The sequence below is a fragment of the Flavobacterium sp. Sr18 genome, assembly GCF_011064265.1.
GTDB classification, from domain to species: Bacteria; Bacteroidota; Bacteroidia; order Flavobacteriales; family Flavobacteriaceae; genus Flavobacterium; species Flavobacterium petrolei.
The window spans coordinates 687,933-704,978 of record NZ_CP049329.1 but is presented as its reverse complement, the minus strand read 5'-3'; the positions used below and the strand labels follow the sequence as shown (position 1 = coordinate 704,978).

Below are 17,046 nucleotides of genomic sequence, written 5' to 3'. Positions count from 1 at the left end.
TAAATCTACTATTAATAGTTGGATTTTAGAGTGAATGTATTTTAAATTTGTGTTATGGAATTAACAATCCGCCATATTTACGGCAATAGCTAATCCTCCTTCGGAAGTTTCTTTGTATTTGTTGTTCATGTCTTTAGCCGTTTGCCACATCGTGTCCACCACTTTGTCCAAAGGTACTTTTGCGTTTTTAGGGTCGGTTTCCAGGGCTAGTTCAGCTGCATTAATCGCTTTTATGGCGCCCATCGTATTACGTTCAATACACGGAATTTGAACCAAACCACCAATAGGATCACAAGTCAATCCCAAATGATGTTCCATCGCGATTTCGGCAGCCATTAAAACCTGCTCAGGAGTTCCGCCCATCAATTCGCATAAAGCGGCCGCCGCCATCGAGGAAGAAACGCCTATTTCTGCCTGACAACCACCCATTGCTGCGGAAATGGTAGACCCTTTCTTGAAAACACTTCCTATTTCACCGGCAACCATCAGGAATTGTTTGATTTCTTTTTCTCCGGCATTGTGGTTTTCAATTACTAAATAATACATCAAAACGGCAGGAATTACACCCGCACTTCCGTTTGTTGGAGCCGTAACCACACGTCCTAAAGCTGCGTTTACCTCATTTACCGCAAGGGCAAAACAAGAAACCCATTTCAGGATTTGGCGAAATTTCACTTCCGTTTTTCTGATTTCTTCGAGCCAGGTTTGTGGAGAATCATAATTGGCTAAACCAATAAGGTTTTGGTGCATATCAAAAGCGCGGCGACGCACGTTTAATCCGCCGGGAAGAATCCCTTCAGAATGACAACCAATGTACATGCATTCGAGCATGGTTTTCCAAATGCGCATCAATTCATGATCGATAACCGCTTCGGTGCGCATTGATTTTTCATTCTCATAAACGATTTCTGATATGGATTTGTTCTCCTTTTTGCAAAAATCTAACAGTTCAGCTGCTTTCTCAATTGGATAAGGAAAAGCATATTTTATTTGTGTTTTCTTCTTGGCGTTAATGCGTTCTTCTTTGACCACAAATCCGCCACCAATAGAATAAAAGGTAGAAACGTATTCGCTGTCATCCGTCATGTACGCTGTAAAAGTCATTCCATTGGCATGAAAAGGAAGGAAGTTTTTATTGAAAACGATGTCTTGGAGGAAATAAAAAGGAATTGGTTTTTCGTTTCCTAAATTGATTTCGTTTTTAGATTCAATGGATTTGATAATGCCATCAATATTTTCCACAGGAATGTATTCCGGATCTTGCCCGCTCAAACCCAGCATTACGGCTAAATCTGTGGCGTGACCTTTTCCGGTCAAGGAAAGGGAACCGTATAAATCTATTTTTACCCGATTTACAACAGGAAGTAAATTTTCATTTCTCAATTCACTAAGAAAGCGTTCGGCTGCTCTCCAAGGTCCAAGTGTGTGTGAACTCGAAGGTCCAACACCAATTTTTAACATGTCAAAAACTGAGATACATTCTTCCATCTTTCGTGTGAATTTTGTTGTTTGCAAATATAATAGAATGTAGCAAGGATACTAATTCAAATTGGAATATTATTGTTTTTTTAATAACGAAAGGTGCTGTATTGTTAGTATTCTTCAACAAAAAATGAATTAAAAAAAACTTGAGGTTTAGGAAAATCAATATTTCATTAATCCGAAATTTAGCTTGTGCAATAGTTCGTAAATGGCTATTTTTGAAGTATAACTAACCCAAAACAATATGAAAAAGACTATTTTTTCTTTTTATCTAATGCTAACTTTGGTGCTCAGTGTTCAGGCACAAGTGCAAAGTCCATCCCAGTTTTTACCCAATTATGGAAAACAAATTACCTATTATCATCAGGTTGAAAATTATTTCAAGCATCTCGCGGAAAAGTCCACTTTTGTCAAACATCAGAAATATGGAGTGACTCCAGAACAAAGAGACTTGAATGTGTATTTTATTTCCAGTCCGGAGAATTTAGCTAATTTGGAACAAATCAGAAATAACAATTTAGCAGCCATTGGTTTATCCGAAAATAAATCGCAAATGATTGGTGATAAATTAATTGTATGGTTGAGTTTTAATGTTCACGGAAATGAATTTGCCGGAACCGAAAGTGCCATGACCGTAGCATACGAGTTAGTAAATCCATCGAATGCTGAAACTAAAAAATGGTTAGAGAATACGATTGTTATCCTTGATCCATGCATTAACCCTGATGGATATTCCAGATACGGGAATTGGTTACGAGAAATTTCAGGAAAAAAAACGCATCCTGATTTATCAGACAGAGAGCATATGGAAGTTTGGCCAGGCGGAAGATACAACCATTATATTTTTGATTTAAATAGAGATTGGGCTTGGCAAACACAACCGGAAACCCAGCAGCGTATAGCGTTGTACAACCAATGGATGCCTCAAGTTCATACGGATGTACACGAAATGGGATACGATTCTCCGTATTTTTTCCCACCATCAGCGGAACCATTGCACGAATACATTGAGAAATACCAGAAAGATTTTCACTACACTTTAGGTAAAAATATTTCCAAAAAATTTGATGCTCAAAACTGGATGTACAATACCGGCGAACGTTTTGATTTGTTTTATCCAAGTTATGGCGACACTTATCCTACGTATAATGGTGCGGTAGGAATGACGATGGAACAAGGAGGAATAGGCGCGGGGAGAGCTGTTACAATGAGTAACGGAATTACCCTTACAATACAAGACCGATTAACACATCACGCAACGGCAGTCTTGACTGTGGTAGAATCAGCGGCGGCACAAGCGGATGTTTTGCTGAAAGGATTCAGAGGTTTTATGAATAATTCCCGAAAAACAGTGAAGGGAAATTATAAAATGTACGTGATGAAAAGCAATCCGAAGTTGGTTCAAATGGCGGATTTATTGAAAAAAAATAATGTAGAATTCAGTTATGCCGATGCCAGTCAAAAAGCATCTGGATTTAATTATAATACTAAAACAGAGAAAGGTTTTACGATCGAACCTAACGATTTAATTGTAAAAGTAGACCAACAAAAAGCTGTTTTTGCTCAGGTACTTTTTGAACCAAATCAAAAATTGAATGACAGTTTATCTTATGATATTACCTCTTGGGCTCTGCCCTTGGCGTATGGAGTTGAAGGCTATGCGTTGAAAAATAGTTTGGCTATCAAAACAAAAGCAGCCATTGAAGTGATAGAAAAAGGAATTCCACAAAATGTATATGCATTTCATATTCCATGGAATAACAGAATTTCTGCTCAGGTGCTTTCGTTATTGCACCAAAATAATGTCAAAGTTAGATCTGCTATGAAAAAAGCTGTTTTTGGTGATGTAATAGTGGAGCCAGGCGGTTTGATTGTGACCAAAGCCGATAATCCAAAAGTAGTAGATTTTGAAAAAACGATTGGCGAGCTGATTAAAATAAAAACCGATTACAATTATATAGCTACGGGATTTTCATCGAATTCTAAAGATGTTGGTGGAGAAAATTTCAATTTACTAAAAGCACCAAAAGTCGTTTTATTATCCGGAAAAGGAGTTGGTTCAACTGAGTTTGGTGCTGCTTGGTATTATATGGAAGAAACTATTGGATATCCAGTGAGTGTGGTTGAGGTAAGTAATTTTGACAGATTAAACCTATTCAATTATAACACGCTTATTATGGCTGATGGATATTATGATTTTTCAGAAGACCAACAAAAGAAAATAGGAGAATGGATTAAAAATGGCGGAAAAGTGATAGCGATGAACAGCGCACTGACTCTTTTTGAGGCTAAAGAAGGATATGCGTTGAGTCCTTTTGCAACAGAAGAAGACAAATTAAGTTCCGAAAAAGAGGCCGAAGAAGAGGAGTTGAAAGAACGTTTTCTGGATTTTCAGGATTCAGAGCGTAGGTATATTTCTAAATCAATTCCAGGAGCCATCATTGAAAATCTTCTGAATAAAACACATCCAATGTCGTTTGGTTTAGGCGATAAATATTTCAGTCTAAAAACAGATGACAGACATTATTCATTATTGAAGAAAGCCACCAATGTTGTTTACGTTCCTAAAGATTATAAAAGTTATGGATTTGTGGGGAATGAAATCAGAAAGAAACTGAACAACACCGTAAGTTTTGCAGTAGAAAATAAAGGTGATGGTTCTGTAATTTATATGGTAGACAATCCATTATTCAGGGGATTCTGGGAAAATGGAAATTTACTGTTTAGCAATGCCTTATTCTTGGTAGACTAAAACGGGATTAATTATCATAAAAAAAGAGCACGAAATCATCGTGCTCTTTTTTTATTTAAATGGTTTTGTTCTAAAAAGGATATCCAATCGCTAAATTAAAAACTAAATTTTCTCTTCGCCAAGGACCGCTTCCAAAATCAATTTTATCTAAAACCCAACGGTCTCCGTCCGGCAAATAGGGTTTTCTTAAAGGAAATGCAAGATCTGTTCTCAGGATAAGAAAAGAGAAGTCGAAACGCAATCCGGCTCCGGCTCCAACAGCTATTTCATTTAGGAATTTTTTAGAGAATTTAGCTCCCGGTTTTTCCGTATTCTCATTCAACAACCAAATGTTTCCGGCGTCTATAAATAAAGCTCCCTTCACTAATCCGTAAATTTTAGCTCGGTATTCGGTATTAAATTCTAATTTTATATCACCGGATTGGTCAGGCAAGAAAGCATTAGTATTTGTTGATGCGCCATCAAAACTTCCCGGCCCAATAGAACGTGCTCTAAAGGCTCGCAAACTATTGGTTCCACCAATGAAAAACTGCTTGATAAAAGGCAATTCGCGCGAGTTACCGTAAGCAAATCCTGCTCCTGCAATAACTCTGGTGGCAATTTGTGAATCCGGACCTAACTTGTAATAATGTCTAAAATCATTTTCTATTTTTATAAATTGGCTAAAAGGGACGTCAAAAAATTTAACTGGGTCCTTTTTTTCAATGTTTGCTCCCGTAGCTAATCCGGCAATATTTCCTGCCAAGTCGACGGTTCCTTTGTAGTAAAAAGTATTTTTCTTTCGCTTTTGCAATGTATTAGTGTACGTGTAGGAATAGGTTGGACCAAAAATTAATTGTTTCTCAATTACTTTGTCTAACGATGGGTTTACATTTATTTGTTCTTGATACAACGGCGTTACATTTTGCGGACTTGCATATGTAATTTCAGTGATATTTAATAAATGTTCTTTCTGTTCACTTTCTTTCCATAAATATCCAAAAGAGCCTTTGAATGTTTGCAACGAGTATAACTTGGTTCTATTTTGAAACTCATATCCTAATGTTGCTTTTGTTTTTGGTACAAAACCACTTGGAGAATTAAGTTTGAAAGGAGCCACTAATCTTGGCCAAATTAAATTAGCCTCGGTTCCGAAGCGATAGACATTAAATCCATTATTTTGCCCGGAAACTTGTACTTCAACACCTCCAAATGCTGATATCGTAAGCAATTCAGCACCTCTAAAAGCATTTCTGTTGCTCCAGTTTAAATTGAGCTCGGTTCCGGTATAATTAGCTGAATTGGTTTTGGCTAATAATTCCAGTCGGATTGATTTTTTTGGTAACGGCGTCAAATAATAGTAGGCATCAAGATAATTTCCTGTTGTATCTGAAATCTTAAATTGATTTTTTACAAATTTAAAAGTACCTAAATTCACCAATCGATTCAGTGATAAGTTATGATCAGTTCTGTTATACAAATCTTCTTTTTTGAAATACAGCGCGCGGTCAAAAATACGTGGTTTGAATAAATTCTCTGGGTCTATAATCGTTAAATCATTGTACTTTTGGATAGAATCCAAGTTATTTTTTACACTGTCAATCCCAATAGAATAATTAGGATAAACAATAATTTTATTGATTTTATACGGTGTCTCTGCCAGGCTTGGAGTTTCCTCTTTAACTTTTACAATTAAATCCACTTGATGATCCGCAACGGTACTATCGACCTGCACTTTAAGATAATCGGGGTTAAAATAGAAAAACCCTTTTTCTTTTAATCGGGCATCAATACGAACCCTCTCTTCTTTGATTGCCTCAAGGCTGTATCCTTCCTCTTTTTTTAACAAACTTCTGCGTCTGGTATTGCGCACAGCAGTTGAAATTACTGAAGAATCCGTAGGGAATTTAACTTCTCTGATTTTGTATTGTTTTGCCGGATTTACCAGATATTCAGCACTTGCTTTTTTTCCTTTTCGTGTAGAATCCGCCGTTGTTTTGGTATTGAAATAACCATTGTTTTCAGAGAAATTTTGTAAAACGCTTTTGTTGTATGATAAATCTACTTGACTATACAAAACGGGAGGTTCGCCTACTTTAGTTCTCAACCAGTAACGCCATCCTTTTTCCTTCTTTGGCGCCCCAGCCAAATTATAAATGTACAGTTTTGGCTTTAACCCAAGAATTGAAGAGTTGGGTTTGGGTCTCACAATTTCTTGTAATTGGTTTTTTAGCGCTTTGTTTTCTTTCTTGGAGGTTTGCTTTCCTTCCACTTTTATTTTTGCGCCGGTATACAATAATTCTCCTTCCGGCAAATATCTGGTATTGCTACACGAGGAAATAAACAATCCTAAAAAAAGAAAGTATAATAAAGGAGTTTTATTCATCTGATTTATTTTTTAATTCTTTTTTTGCTTTTTGCTTTGCTTTTTTTGCTTCGCTTTTAGCGTATAGTTCCCTGAACTTGTTGTAATTCATCGTAATAACGAATGCAACTCCAGTTTCAACCACTTCTCCCTGAAGCGCGACTTGATATTTATTGACACGATATACTCTAATTTTATACCTTCCATCTTTAGAAAGTTGATAATCCAGCGAAACATCACCTGCAATATTATTGGCATCCTGATTAGTTTGCTGTGGCCCTTCGATTCCAAAACTACTTCCAACAGTAACTTTCAATCGGTCATTCAGCAATTTCTTTGAAATTCCAACATTCAAATCAGTTTTATTCTCGCGTTGTCCGGTTGTATAATCGTCAGAAGTATTCAAATCAAAATTAAGTTCAACGCCTTCAATTAAATCTCCTGCCAGATTATTCAGCTGTTGTGATAGAATTTTACTGGCACTTTCTCGCGCTAATGATGAAACGTTTGTTCCTCCGGTTTCACTGGCAAATGGGTTTTCTCCAACAAAACGGTTCAATAACAACAAGGCAAAAACCTGCTTGTTCATTTCATCCTGTTGTTGACGCAATTGAGTCAATTTAGCCTGTGTAGTATTAATAATTTCTGTTGAAACACTGTTATTACCCTCCGGTAAAACAATGTCAAATGAAATTGTGGGTTTCATTAATTCTCCTGTCATTTTCAGACGGGTTTCAAACGGAATTCTTTGCTTGTATGTATTTCTTATTTCGGCAGTAACAGTTCCTAATTGGTCGTTTACTAAATCGATTGGAGCGGCTTCCGTCTTATAAATTGCCGTGATGTTTATGTCAGCGCTTGTTGGTTCTCCAGTCCACAAAATATAGCTTCCTGATTCGATATCGAATTTTCTTTTAATACCATTAAAATTCATCTCATAACTTCCTTCAGACAATTCATATCTGCCGGTCAGCGTTGTTTTTCCTGAAGGATCAATTCCTCCATTCAATTGTGCTTCTCCTTTTAATTTTAAGAAATCTCCGCTTGCTTTATCAATGTTTAAAGATAGTTCAGCCTCTTTGTCGATTTCAATATTTACAGAGGCATTGATTCCTTTTATTTCCATTTCACTACTGATTTCATCAAGTGTAGCGGTGCCTAGAATTTGTGGATTATCCTGATCAATGAACTCTACAATTCCTTCTCTGTCCGCTATGGACGGATCTGATTGTGGTAAAACAACAGTAAATTTAGTGTCTTTATTGATTTTGATATTTCCTTCTACGATAGGATTTTCTATTGTTCCACTTACTTTTAAATGGTTATCCAGAAACAGTTGACCATAATACAAATCATTGTCTTTCGCTTCAGAATTGACTGCTTGAAAATTATCTGCATCAATCGATAAATCAAATCCAAAATTGCTGAAATTACTACTGTTAATTGCTCCGTTTATCACTAAATCATTGTCTTTCTCGTCTTTTATGGTGAACGTGTCAAAAAGGATTGCATTTTCTGTAAAGGTGATTTTATCATTCAAAGACTTAAATTTGGCATTAAGTTGTGTGGCTTTGAATCCAATCTCATTGAATTGTAATTCTCCAATTACTTTTGGCTGTGTAGTATTTCCGGTAATCTTGAAATTTCCAGTTAAAAATCCTGTGCTTTCAGTAATGTTATCAAGTGTAAAGCCTTGGATACTTTTCAAATTCAATTTGTCAATGTCCAAATTCATATCAAAACGGCTTTCATTCGCTTTATAGAATCCTTCTAAATTCACCTGATTTCCTTGCCCGGTAATTGCAACTTTAGCATCATATTGATTTGCAATCGCATTATTGACGTTGATGCTGATGTTTCCAACGGTGTCTTTTTTGAAAGTGAAATTTTCAATGTTCAAATCCGAAGTGAAAAGCGGTGTCTTAGTTAAGTTTTTTACAGTTGCATTTCCATTTATTTTCCCACTTAACTGTAAATCTTTCTTCTCCACAAAACTGGTAATCGTATTGATGTCAAAATCCTTAAAATCAATTGCAATTGGAGCATTCTGATTATCCGTTTCGGACTGGATTTTGATGTTACTTCCATCTTTACTCAATTCGAAATTATCGATATAAATTCCTTTTGCGCCAAAGCGAATCAGATTGTCTTGTGCAATTTTCCAAGATTCATAGTTCAACAATAAATTGTCCGGACCAAGGCTTACTTCGTTATTTCCATTAGTAGCCTTTAATGTACCAGCAATTAAATAACGCTCCACATCTTTTGCATCTTTCAATTGCAAGATGTAATCCACCAGATTTTTCTCCACTTTTCCAGTAATGCTGGTGTGTGGTAATTGAATTTGGTTGTTTTGAATATCGTCTACTACAAAGCTGTATAGCAGTGCTTTGTCTTGAGTGTCAACTTTCAAAGTCGCATTTGTAATTGTGTTGGCTCCGTAAACTAATTTTGGAATAGAACCATTCAAAACAATGGAATCGTTTACCGAATTATATTTCCCTGTTATATTAATTGGTTCCAGACTTTTAAGTTCAGGAATAAGTTTCAATATAATAGGATTGTCTTTTACACTAACTTTAAAATCAAATTGCTGATTTTCAAGCGCTATTTTTTTCGAATTTGGGTTACTGTCATAATACTTCGCAATAGAATTAGATAATGCACTTGCAATTTTTGATAACTTATATTTTCCATTTATTTCAGCATCTAAAAAGGGAGAATTTACTACCAATGTGTTTTTTTCAGAAGTGGTCGTTGCTACAACATTTATGGAATCAATTACGAATTGTTCCTTGGCATTGACCACATTTATGCTGTGTGCATTCACGGTTCCGTTGAGATAATCTAAATTAGCTGACTGAATATCAGCATCTACAACACCTCTTATTTTTAAAGGACCGGCATGCAGATTCAGTTTTTCTAAATCGGCGATATCGACATTCAGTTTTAATTTTCCGGAAGGATATTTGTCTTTAAAACTACCGCTGCTCACTAAATCAAAAGTCAAATTAGGATCTTTTGCAATAGCAGTCGCATTAAAATTTCCATTTCGAATGGCTCCTTTTACATTCAGATTTTTATAAGTGTATTTGTTGTAATATGCTTTTAAAATACTTCCGTTTAACGAAGCCGTTGCGGTTTTTGTATCAAAACCAGTTCCTTTTATATTGGCTTTTAAAGTAACTTTTCCAATCGAATCGTTTTTGATAAATTTTCCTAAATCAAAATTAGTAAACTCCGTTTGAGCATCGTATTTATCATAATTTTTTCTGCGTTGATCGAATGTTGCTTTGATTTTTGCACTTCCAAAACTGCTGACCAAATTCAAATTGGTATTGAAATTAGCAATCGTTCCTTTAAATGTTCCTTTAGCGTTTAATTTTGAAGGCAACTGAATCGTATTTGGAATCGTCCCTTTTGGTAAAAAACCAACAAAATCCTTTGCGCCAGTTTGCAAGTCTTTAATATTCAAATCAAAATAAGCTTTGGTCATGTCCGGTAATCCTACAATGCTGCCGCTTGCCGATAATTTTGTCGCTCCAATGCCGCTAATCTCCATAGACGGAAATATAATGTTGTTCAGTTTTCCTTTGATGGAGCCATTTAGCAACAATATTGCATTAGGATAGCTCATGAAAGGATTGGTTTTGTTCAAAGTGGGGGCAAAAAGTAAAATGTCTTTAATTCCAATTTTACTTTTCTTTAAAGAGGCGATAAGGCCTAGTTCGCCGGGATTTGCTGCCAATGAAGTAATTGATGGATACCCAATTCTGATTTCATCCCTCAATTCCGTTTGTGGAGTTTTTAAATATAATTTCTTAAAAAAGGCATTCTTCTTTCCATAAAAGAACTCAGTAGTTAAGGATTGAATGTTCAAACCGCTTTTGTCTTTTATGCTCAGGGAATTAACCTCTCCGGATATGTTTTCGGGATTGTAATTAAGGACATCTACTTGTAAATTTAAATTGGTAAGATTTAAATGGTTGTAATCAATTCCTTGTTGGGTAGCAGCCACATTATTATTGTCGTAACGGAAATTAACACGCTTGAACTCCGTCGTCTTTATCTTGACCTCCCACTTGTTGGATTCGGTGCTTGCAGATTCTTTTTTTGGTGTTATTTTATCTAATTTTCCAAAAGTCAAAGCGCCTTCTACACCGGTTAAGTTAAAACTTTCCACAATGGCAAATTGATTGTTGAGATCAATTTTATCTATTTTGGCAAGCAATTTTTTAACATAGAAATTTGTCTCTAGTTTGGTTTCTTCACTTTGGTAATCCACATCAATTTTTGCCAAATCAATCTCACCCAATTTTAATTTTAGGATGGATTCCGACTCGTTTTTTATAACTGCGGCTTTGGTTGCATTAGAAATTTGAACGATACCCTGTTGTAATCTGAACTTTAATCCATTAATTTTTGCTTTCGGAATTTCAAAGTTCATTTTGTCTAAATCGAAAGTTTTGATATTGGTTTCAAAGTGATTTAGATTGGCGTACAGATTGTTTTTTGTGACAAAATCATTGTATTTAAATCGGATTCGGTCCAGTTTGATTTTTTCTACGGAAAATTGCATCGGTGGTGAATCTGTTTTCTGTTTTTCAGGCGATGCAAAAGCGTCTATGATGTAATCAAAATTAAAAACAGCTTTTGAATCTCTATTTAAATGAGCCGTAATTCCTTCTAAATGAACAGAGTTTATTTCGACTTTGTTATTCATCAATTGGAGTAAACTAATATCGACGGAAAGTTTTTCTCCTGCAAAAAGGGTGTCTTTTTTTTGATCTTCAAAATAAACACCTTCAAGAATCACTTTTTTTGGAAGGCCAATTTCTATGCGTTTAATGGTAACTTTAGTTTTAATTTTTCCTTCCAAATATGTGACCGCTTTAACTTTAGCATAATTTTGAACTGATGGAATTTGAATGGCTACAACTAGTAGTAAGAACAACAGAAGTATTGATCCTATTATCCATAGGAAAACTTTTAAACTTATCTTTAAGTATTTTTTCAAATGATGTGTTTTTTAGCTAAAAATAATCAATTAAATCAGAATTCAATTTCAATCCTAAAAGGAATTACCTGCAAAGGTCGAAAATTGAAAGTAAAATACATTATATAATATAAAAATAAAGTTGTAAAATTTTTCGGAATTTTTTTATTTTTTTATAAAGTTTAGGTTTTGTAGATGGGGATTTCATTAAAATTCTGAGCATTTTTTTCGTCTAATAAAACATCTTTAACGGCCATTAGCATCGCTTTATTTGAAGTAAAAAGTTCTCTATTAAAATTGATAACGGTTGTAATGTCAATACTTTCGATAGTTGTCAGTTGAACTTCTGTATAGAATGTGTTAAGTGCTGTCGTGTAATTTTTTTGAATAGTGTCAAAAAGAACTTTTAATTCTTCAAAATTTGTGGGTTCTTTTTTAGTCAGAAACGCATTTAATTTGACATATAATTGTTGTGTCTCGTTTTTATGATGCAGGAAAAATTGGTATTTAATATCTTTAGAAGAGCGACTCAGATTGGTAATGTTTGCACCAATATCTTTCACGCTTTTTACGGCATGCATTGAACTTCGTGCAGCCGAAATTAATTGGTTGAGTTCTGAGTTTTGTTCACTGTTTAATTTAGTCCTTAATTTCAAATAGAAAGCCTGCATTTCCCCTTGCAACTGTTTCAGGAATTCATATTTTTCTTCGATGGATTTCGTTTCATAATTATTTTTTTCATTGATTTCAACGTAATCGCTTTGTTGTTTTAGAGCAGTCGTATCAATTTTAAATAATTCCAGATTGAAAAGCATCGAGTTGTGAATGAAATAATTAGTTTCTCTTCGGAATAAATCAACTGCCGTTACGGGTTCTGCAATAGAGGCGTGGCCAATAAAAGCAGCAGAATTACCATCGGTATTTTTAAAAAAACGTTCTAAAAATTTAGTAAAAATATCAAGAACAGGCAGGAAAAGTACAATCGCCAGTAAGTTAATCAGACTCGAAAATGTAACCAAGCCTATAAGCGGATCTTTGATTTTTATAACGTCAGTAATCAACTGAAGAATAGGTTTTAGCAATATAAATGCAATGGCGGTGATGAAAATATTGAACAATAAATTGCCTAAGGCGACGCGTTTTTTTGATGCGTTGCCTCCAATTGCACTTACAAGAATTTTAATGATAGTTCCGGTCTCTCCTCCCAATACTATTGCGGCTGCCATAGGAAATCCTATTGCTCCTGCATTCAAGGCGCTTAATGTGAGCGCCATGGTTACGGAACTTGATTGCACAATTAACGTAATCAAAAAACCAATAATAAGAAAAACGATTAGCGGCATCGAAGCATATTGCGAGAAATCAAAGTGTTGTACCTGAGTCTCCATGGCGGTTTTCATAAAGGAAAGTCCGATGAACATTAAGCCAAATCCCAAAAGAAAATAAGAAATGTATTTGAATTTTTTCCGGCTACCAAGCAAAATAAGTAAAAAACCACCCAAACAAACGGCTGGATAAGCAATCACTTCAATATCAGTTTTAAAACCTAAAGTGGCCACCAGCCAGCTGGCAATTGTTGTTCCTAAATTAGCACCAAGTATAATGGCCATTGCATTTTTCATCGTAAAAACACCTGCACCTACAAACGCCAAAACCATTAAAGAAACCATCGAACTGCTTTGAAGTATGCCCGTAATTATAGTTCCGCCCGCAACGGCGCCAATATTGTTTTTAGTAATGCGTTGCAGAAATAGTTTGAAACTTCGGCCGGAGAGATTTTTCAACGATTCTTCTACCAAATACATGGCGAAAAGAAATAATCCCACACCTGCAGCAAGTTTTAGTATCGTATTGAGTGTTTCCATAGCTTAAATTGGTATTAAAGATACTTAAATTTATCAATACTACCTTTGTGAAGTTTTGACTTCTATTCTTTGCAAATTAGCATTTGGGGTATTGCTTTAAACAAAAAAACTACAACTTTTAGGGTTATAGTTTTAGTAGCTTACGATCGAAATCAGTTGTTGTAAACCTAATAATCAGAATAATCTGTTGGGTATAAAAAAGTAATATCGATGTGCGAAATATTATTTTTATACTTTTCCATAGCTATTAATCCTTTCCATTCTGGCGAATCTACAAAGGATTTCCAGTGCGCATCTCTACTTTGCTGGTCTGCAAAAGTGGTCATATACATTAAATTCGGCATTTTGGCTCCTGAAACAACTTCGCCGTAAAAAACAGCATTAAAGGCAAGGCGTTTAAAGAGTTTTATTTCTCCACCGGCATTAAACATATCGACTTTATTGTGGTAAATTGCTTCGGTAGCTGATTCGTAGCTTCTCAATTCATAAACACGACTGGATCTAGCGCTGTTCAGTGCTGGTTTCGTCAAGAAAGGATGATCTGAAAAAGCTTTTAGTAAAATAGATTCTATTCGCAAATATGGCGGTTGTTTGTAGGTAGCATTTAAATAATCGGCGCCAGCAATTAAATATGTTTTGTCTTTCGCCAGTTTATCTTCTAATTCGAGGAATTGCTTCATGGATGAAAACGGAATTACTACAATAACTTTTTTTAAGGTGTCCGTAGTATTTGGTTTTGGCTTGAAAACACCAATATTTTCGATTCCCAGTTTTTTCAATCCAGGTAAATATGCTTCTTTTAGATATGCATCAGTGGTTTGTTCTTGCTGTTCGTTTTTAAAAATATAGGTTTTAATTTGGTAAAATTCTCTTGATTTTAGCATACTCGATACAGCAATTGAATCTTTTGGAGCCCATTTAAAACTGGTTGTGCTAAAAATGATCAACAGTGCAAAAAATAATTTGGTTAATTTCATTCTTGATTTTTTGGTTTGGTAGTTTTATTTATTCATCTATAAAAGTATAAAAAAAAAGACAACTTTATGGGGTAATTACTTGGGAAGCGAATTACTTTTTATTGTTTAAAGAAGGGTCAATATGTAACCCAAAATGGAACTGCCCAAAACGATAAATGCGCTATTTATTTTTTTGAAACCAAAAGTAATGGCGAGGCTTATTATTGCAATTAGAATCGTACGCAAATCCGTAACGGTGTCTTTTGCCATGGCATAACATATCGAAATTATGATGGCCACAGAAGCTATATTTACCGCATCGAGAAATACTGAAAAGGGTTTTGAACCTCTCATTTTTTTTACCAATGGATTCAGAAGCGCAACAAAAATAAAGGAAGGCAGAAAAATTGCAATTGTAGAAACTACTGCGCCGGAGAAACCTTTGATTTGATATCCAATAAAAGTTACTGATGAAAAAACTGGACCTGGTGTAAATTGTCCTACTGCAATTGCATCGATTAATTGTTGTCTTGTCAGCAGTCCGGTAGCCACGAGTTCAGCATCGAGAAACGCAAAAAGCACATAACCGCTGCCATAAAGGATTGCGCCAATTTTCAAGAAAATCCAAAATAAATTCATGTTGGTGGCAGTCAAAACTGTTGTGGTGGAAACTTGCATCAGCGTTATGGGCAGAAAAATAGAAGTGTTTTTCACTTTTTGGTCTCGGATGAAATACCAGAACAAGGCAAATAATCCTGCTCCAAACATCAAATAGATTTCATGGAAGTCGAGTAAGGACAAGATTAATACAGCAATTCCGATTCCGGCTAATGGTATTGATTTCAGGGATTTCTTGGCCAATGGATAAATGGCAGCCAGAATCACGGCAATAATCGCGGGCTTTATGCCATAAATAAAGGGTTGAATTTCCGGTAACTGTCCATATTGTTTATAGCCCCAAGCAAAAAAACCGGTGATGAAAACTGCTGGCAGAATAAAACAGAGTCCAGCTGCAATCAGACCTTTCCAACCAGCTCGTTCATTGCCAATATGGATTGCCATTTCAGTGCTGTTGGGTCCCGGAATTAAATTTGTGGCACCTATGAGATCTAAAAAATGTTGTTCTGAAAGCCATTTTCGCTTTTGGACTACCTCTTCCTGCATCATCGCAATATGTGCCACCGGACCACCAAAAGCGGTAAGTCCCAACTTAAGGAATAGTTTGGCAAGCTCTTTTATTTCGGAATTTTGATTCATCTTTCTGAATCTTTTTTGTTAAAGGCAATACAACTATCGAAAGGCATTTGGTTTTATAAAAAGGAAGTTCTTTTTATTAAATATTTTGAATGGTTATTCTTCTTTTTTCTTTTAAATTTTTAAAATGAGTGGGTGTCAATCCGGTTGCTTTTTTAAACTGATTTGACAAATGGGAAACACTGCTGTAATGCAGTTTGAAAGCTATGGCTGAAAGCGTATGTTCTTCCAAAATGATGAGTTCTTTTATACGTTCTACTTTGAGTGAAATCACATATTGTTCAATTGTACTGGCTTCTATTTCGGAGAAAAAATTGGCTAAGTAGGTGTAACTGTGATTTAATTTTTCGCTTAGCAAAACAGAGAATTTGATGACTGGTTTTTCATCAGAATTATAGACGTAATCAATTATTACGCTTCTGATTTTTTCAATCAGAATACCTTGTTTTTTTTCTAATAATTCTAATCCTGCTTTTTTAATTTTACTGTTTAATTTCTTTTTTTCACCCGTGGTGAGTTCTTCTTTCACTTCAATTTCACCAAGTTCTATTTTTATCGCTGTGATGTCGAGCTCTTCTAAAGCCTCTTTAACAAAGATTTTACAACTTTCGCAAGCCATATTTTTGACATATATTTTCATAGATGGATATTGCATTAAATTTTTGGATTCCGAAGTTTATCCAAAATATTGTTTTTGTTTCTTGAAAACCGGATAATTTGCAAAAAAATGAGTGCTTTTTATTTCTAATTTTCTTCGGTCTTTGTTGGACCGCTTACGATTCTGGAAATTAATCCTTGCTGCGTTGTTAATTCAGAATAGAAAACGCCTGATAAGTGAATCACAATAAACGCCAATAGATAGTAAATAGAAAGTACGTGTATTTCTTCCATGGATTCCTTTAGATTTTTTGGACCTAAAACAATAATTAAACCGGTAATCAGCGAAATAGCGACACAAACATAAAAAATGAGATATGTCCAATATTGAAATTTTTCTTTAATACCCAAATCTTTGTGGAACGGATTAGAGAATTTCATTTGTCCAAAAAATGGTAGCGCCATCCGAATACTATACAAACCTACTAAAGCATAACCAATATAAATATGCCAGTCCCACATGGGTTTTCTTATTTTTTTAGCAAGCGTAATGAGTTGGTCTTGCGTCAACTTTTGATCTGTAGTCGCTAAATAATCTTGAATAATTAGCGCAACATTATTTTTATTCATCCACGTCAAACGTAGAAAAATCGTGACAAGCAATAAAGTCATGCAAATGGCGATTGACCAATGCATTATTCTGTAAATGGCGGAGTATTCTCTGTTTTTCATGATTTTTGAGTGCTAGTAACGTTACGCTTTTGATTCTCGTTTGATTTAAAATGCGAAAATGATTCTAA

Annotated in this window: 9 protein-coding genes; 1 reads left to right on the top strand and 8 read right to left on the bottom strand. The window is 35.1% G+C overall.

The features are described from left to right. Positions 1-60: 60 nt before the first annotated feature. Positions 61-1,488, bottom strand: coding sequence for an L-serine ammonia-lyase (locus tag G7A72_RS03125; protein WP_165151390.1), 1,428 nt, complete (start codon positions 1,486-1,488; stop codon positions 61-63). A 238-nt stretch (positions 1,489-1,726) separates the two neighbouring features. On the opposite strand from G7A72_RS03125, the gene G7A72_RS03120 reads away from it, so the two are divergent. Next, a complete protein-coding gene (locus G7A72_RS03120) occupies positions 1,727-4,234 on the top strand; it encodes a M14 family metallopeptidase (protein ID WP_165151389.1) in 2,508 nt (835 codons plus the stop codon). Between the two features lie 70 nt (positions 4,235-4,304). Here the strand turns inward: G7A72_RS03120 and G7A72_RS03115 are convergent, their stop codons facing one another. The 7 genes from G7A72_RS03115 to G7A72_RS03080 form a co-directional block, all read right to left on the bottom strand. Beyond that, a complete protein-coding gene (locus G7A72_RS03115) occupies positions 4,305-6,599 on the bottom strand; it encodes a BamA/TamA family outer membrane protein (RefSeq protein WP_165151388.1) in 2,295 nt (764 codons plus the stop codon). Continuing rightward, entirely contained in the window at positions 6,592-11,595 is a 5,004-nt protein-coding gene (locus G7A72_RS03110) for a translocation/assembly module TamB (RefSeq protein WP_165151387.1), read from the bottom strand. Before G7A72_RS03110 ends, G7A72_RS03115 begins: the two co-directional genes overlap by 8 nt. 161 nt (positions 11,596-11,756) lie before the next feature. Further along, positions 11,757-13,439, bottom strand: coding sequence for a Na/Pi cotransporter family protein (locus G7A72_RS03105; RefSeq protein ID WP_165151386.1), 1,683 nt, complete (start codon positions 13,437-13,439; stop codon positions 11,757-11,759). Between the two features lie 167 nt (positions 13,440-13,606). Next, entirely contained in the window at positions 13,607-14,416 is an 810-nt protein-coding gene (locus G7A72_RS03100) for an NIPSNAP family protein (RefSeq protein WP_165151385.1), read from the bottom strand. A 105-nt stretch (positions 14,417-14,521) separates the two neighbouring features. Then, positions 14,522-15,652, bottom strand: a complete 1,131-nt coding sequence (gene chrA / locus G7A72_RS03090; RefSeq protein ID WP_165151384.1) for a chromate efflux transporter — start codon at positions 15,650-15,652, stop codon at positions 14,522-14,524. A 76-nt stretch (positions 15,653-15,728) separates the two neighbouring features. Continuing rightward, the gene (locus G7A72_RS03085; protein ID WP_113665557.1) at positions 15,729-16,289 is read right to left on the bottom strand and encodes an AraC family transcriptional regulator; all 561 of its coding nucleotides are present in this window, start codon (positions 16,287-16,289) and stop codon (positions 15,729-15,731) included. 104 nt (positions 16,290-16,393) lie between these two features. Then, positions 16,394-16,978 (bottom strand): cytochrome b/b6 domain-containing protein, encoded by a 585-nt coding sequence (locus G7A72_RS03080; RefSeq protein WP_113665558.1) that lies wholly within the window; start codon positions 16,976-16,978, stop codon positions 16,394-16,396. Positions 16,979-17,046 lie beyond the last annotated feature (68 nt).

Excerpts from the sequence above, each read along its gene's own strand:
- G7A72_RS03125 (WP_165151390.1), bottom strand. The coding sequence starts at position 1,488 with ATGGAAGAATGTATCTCAGTTTTTGACATGTTAAAAATTGGTGTTGGA.
- G7A72_RS03120 (WP_165151389.1), top strand. The coding sequence starts at position 1,727 with ATGAAAAAGACTATTTTTTCTTTTTATCTAATGCTAACTTTGGTGCTC.
- G7A72_RS03115 (WP_165151388.1), bottom strand. The coding sequence starts at position 6,599 with ATGAATAAAACTCCTTTATTATACTTTCTTTTTTTAGGATTGTTTATT.
- G7A72_RS03105 (WP_165151386.1), bottom strand. The coding sequence starts at position 13,439 with ATGGAAACACTCAATACGATACTAAAACTTGCTGCAGGTGTGGGATTA.
- G7A72_RS03100 (WP_165151385.1), bottom strand. The coding sequence starts at position 14,416 with ATGAAATTAACCAAATTATTTTTTGCACTGTTGATCATTTTTAGCACA.
- chrA (WP_165151384.1), bottom strand. The coding sequence starts at position 15,652 with ATGAATCAAAATTCCGAAATAAAAGAGCTTGCCAAACTATTCCTTAAG.
- G7A72_RS03085 (WP_113665557.1), bottom strand. The coding sequence starts at position 16,289 with ATGAAAATATATGTCAAAAATATGGCTTGCGAAAGTTGTAAAATCTTT.
- G7A72_RS03080 (WP_113665558.1), bottom strand. The coding sequence starts at position 16,978 with ATGAAAAACAGAGAATACTCCGCCATTTACAGAATAATGCATTGGTCA.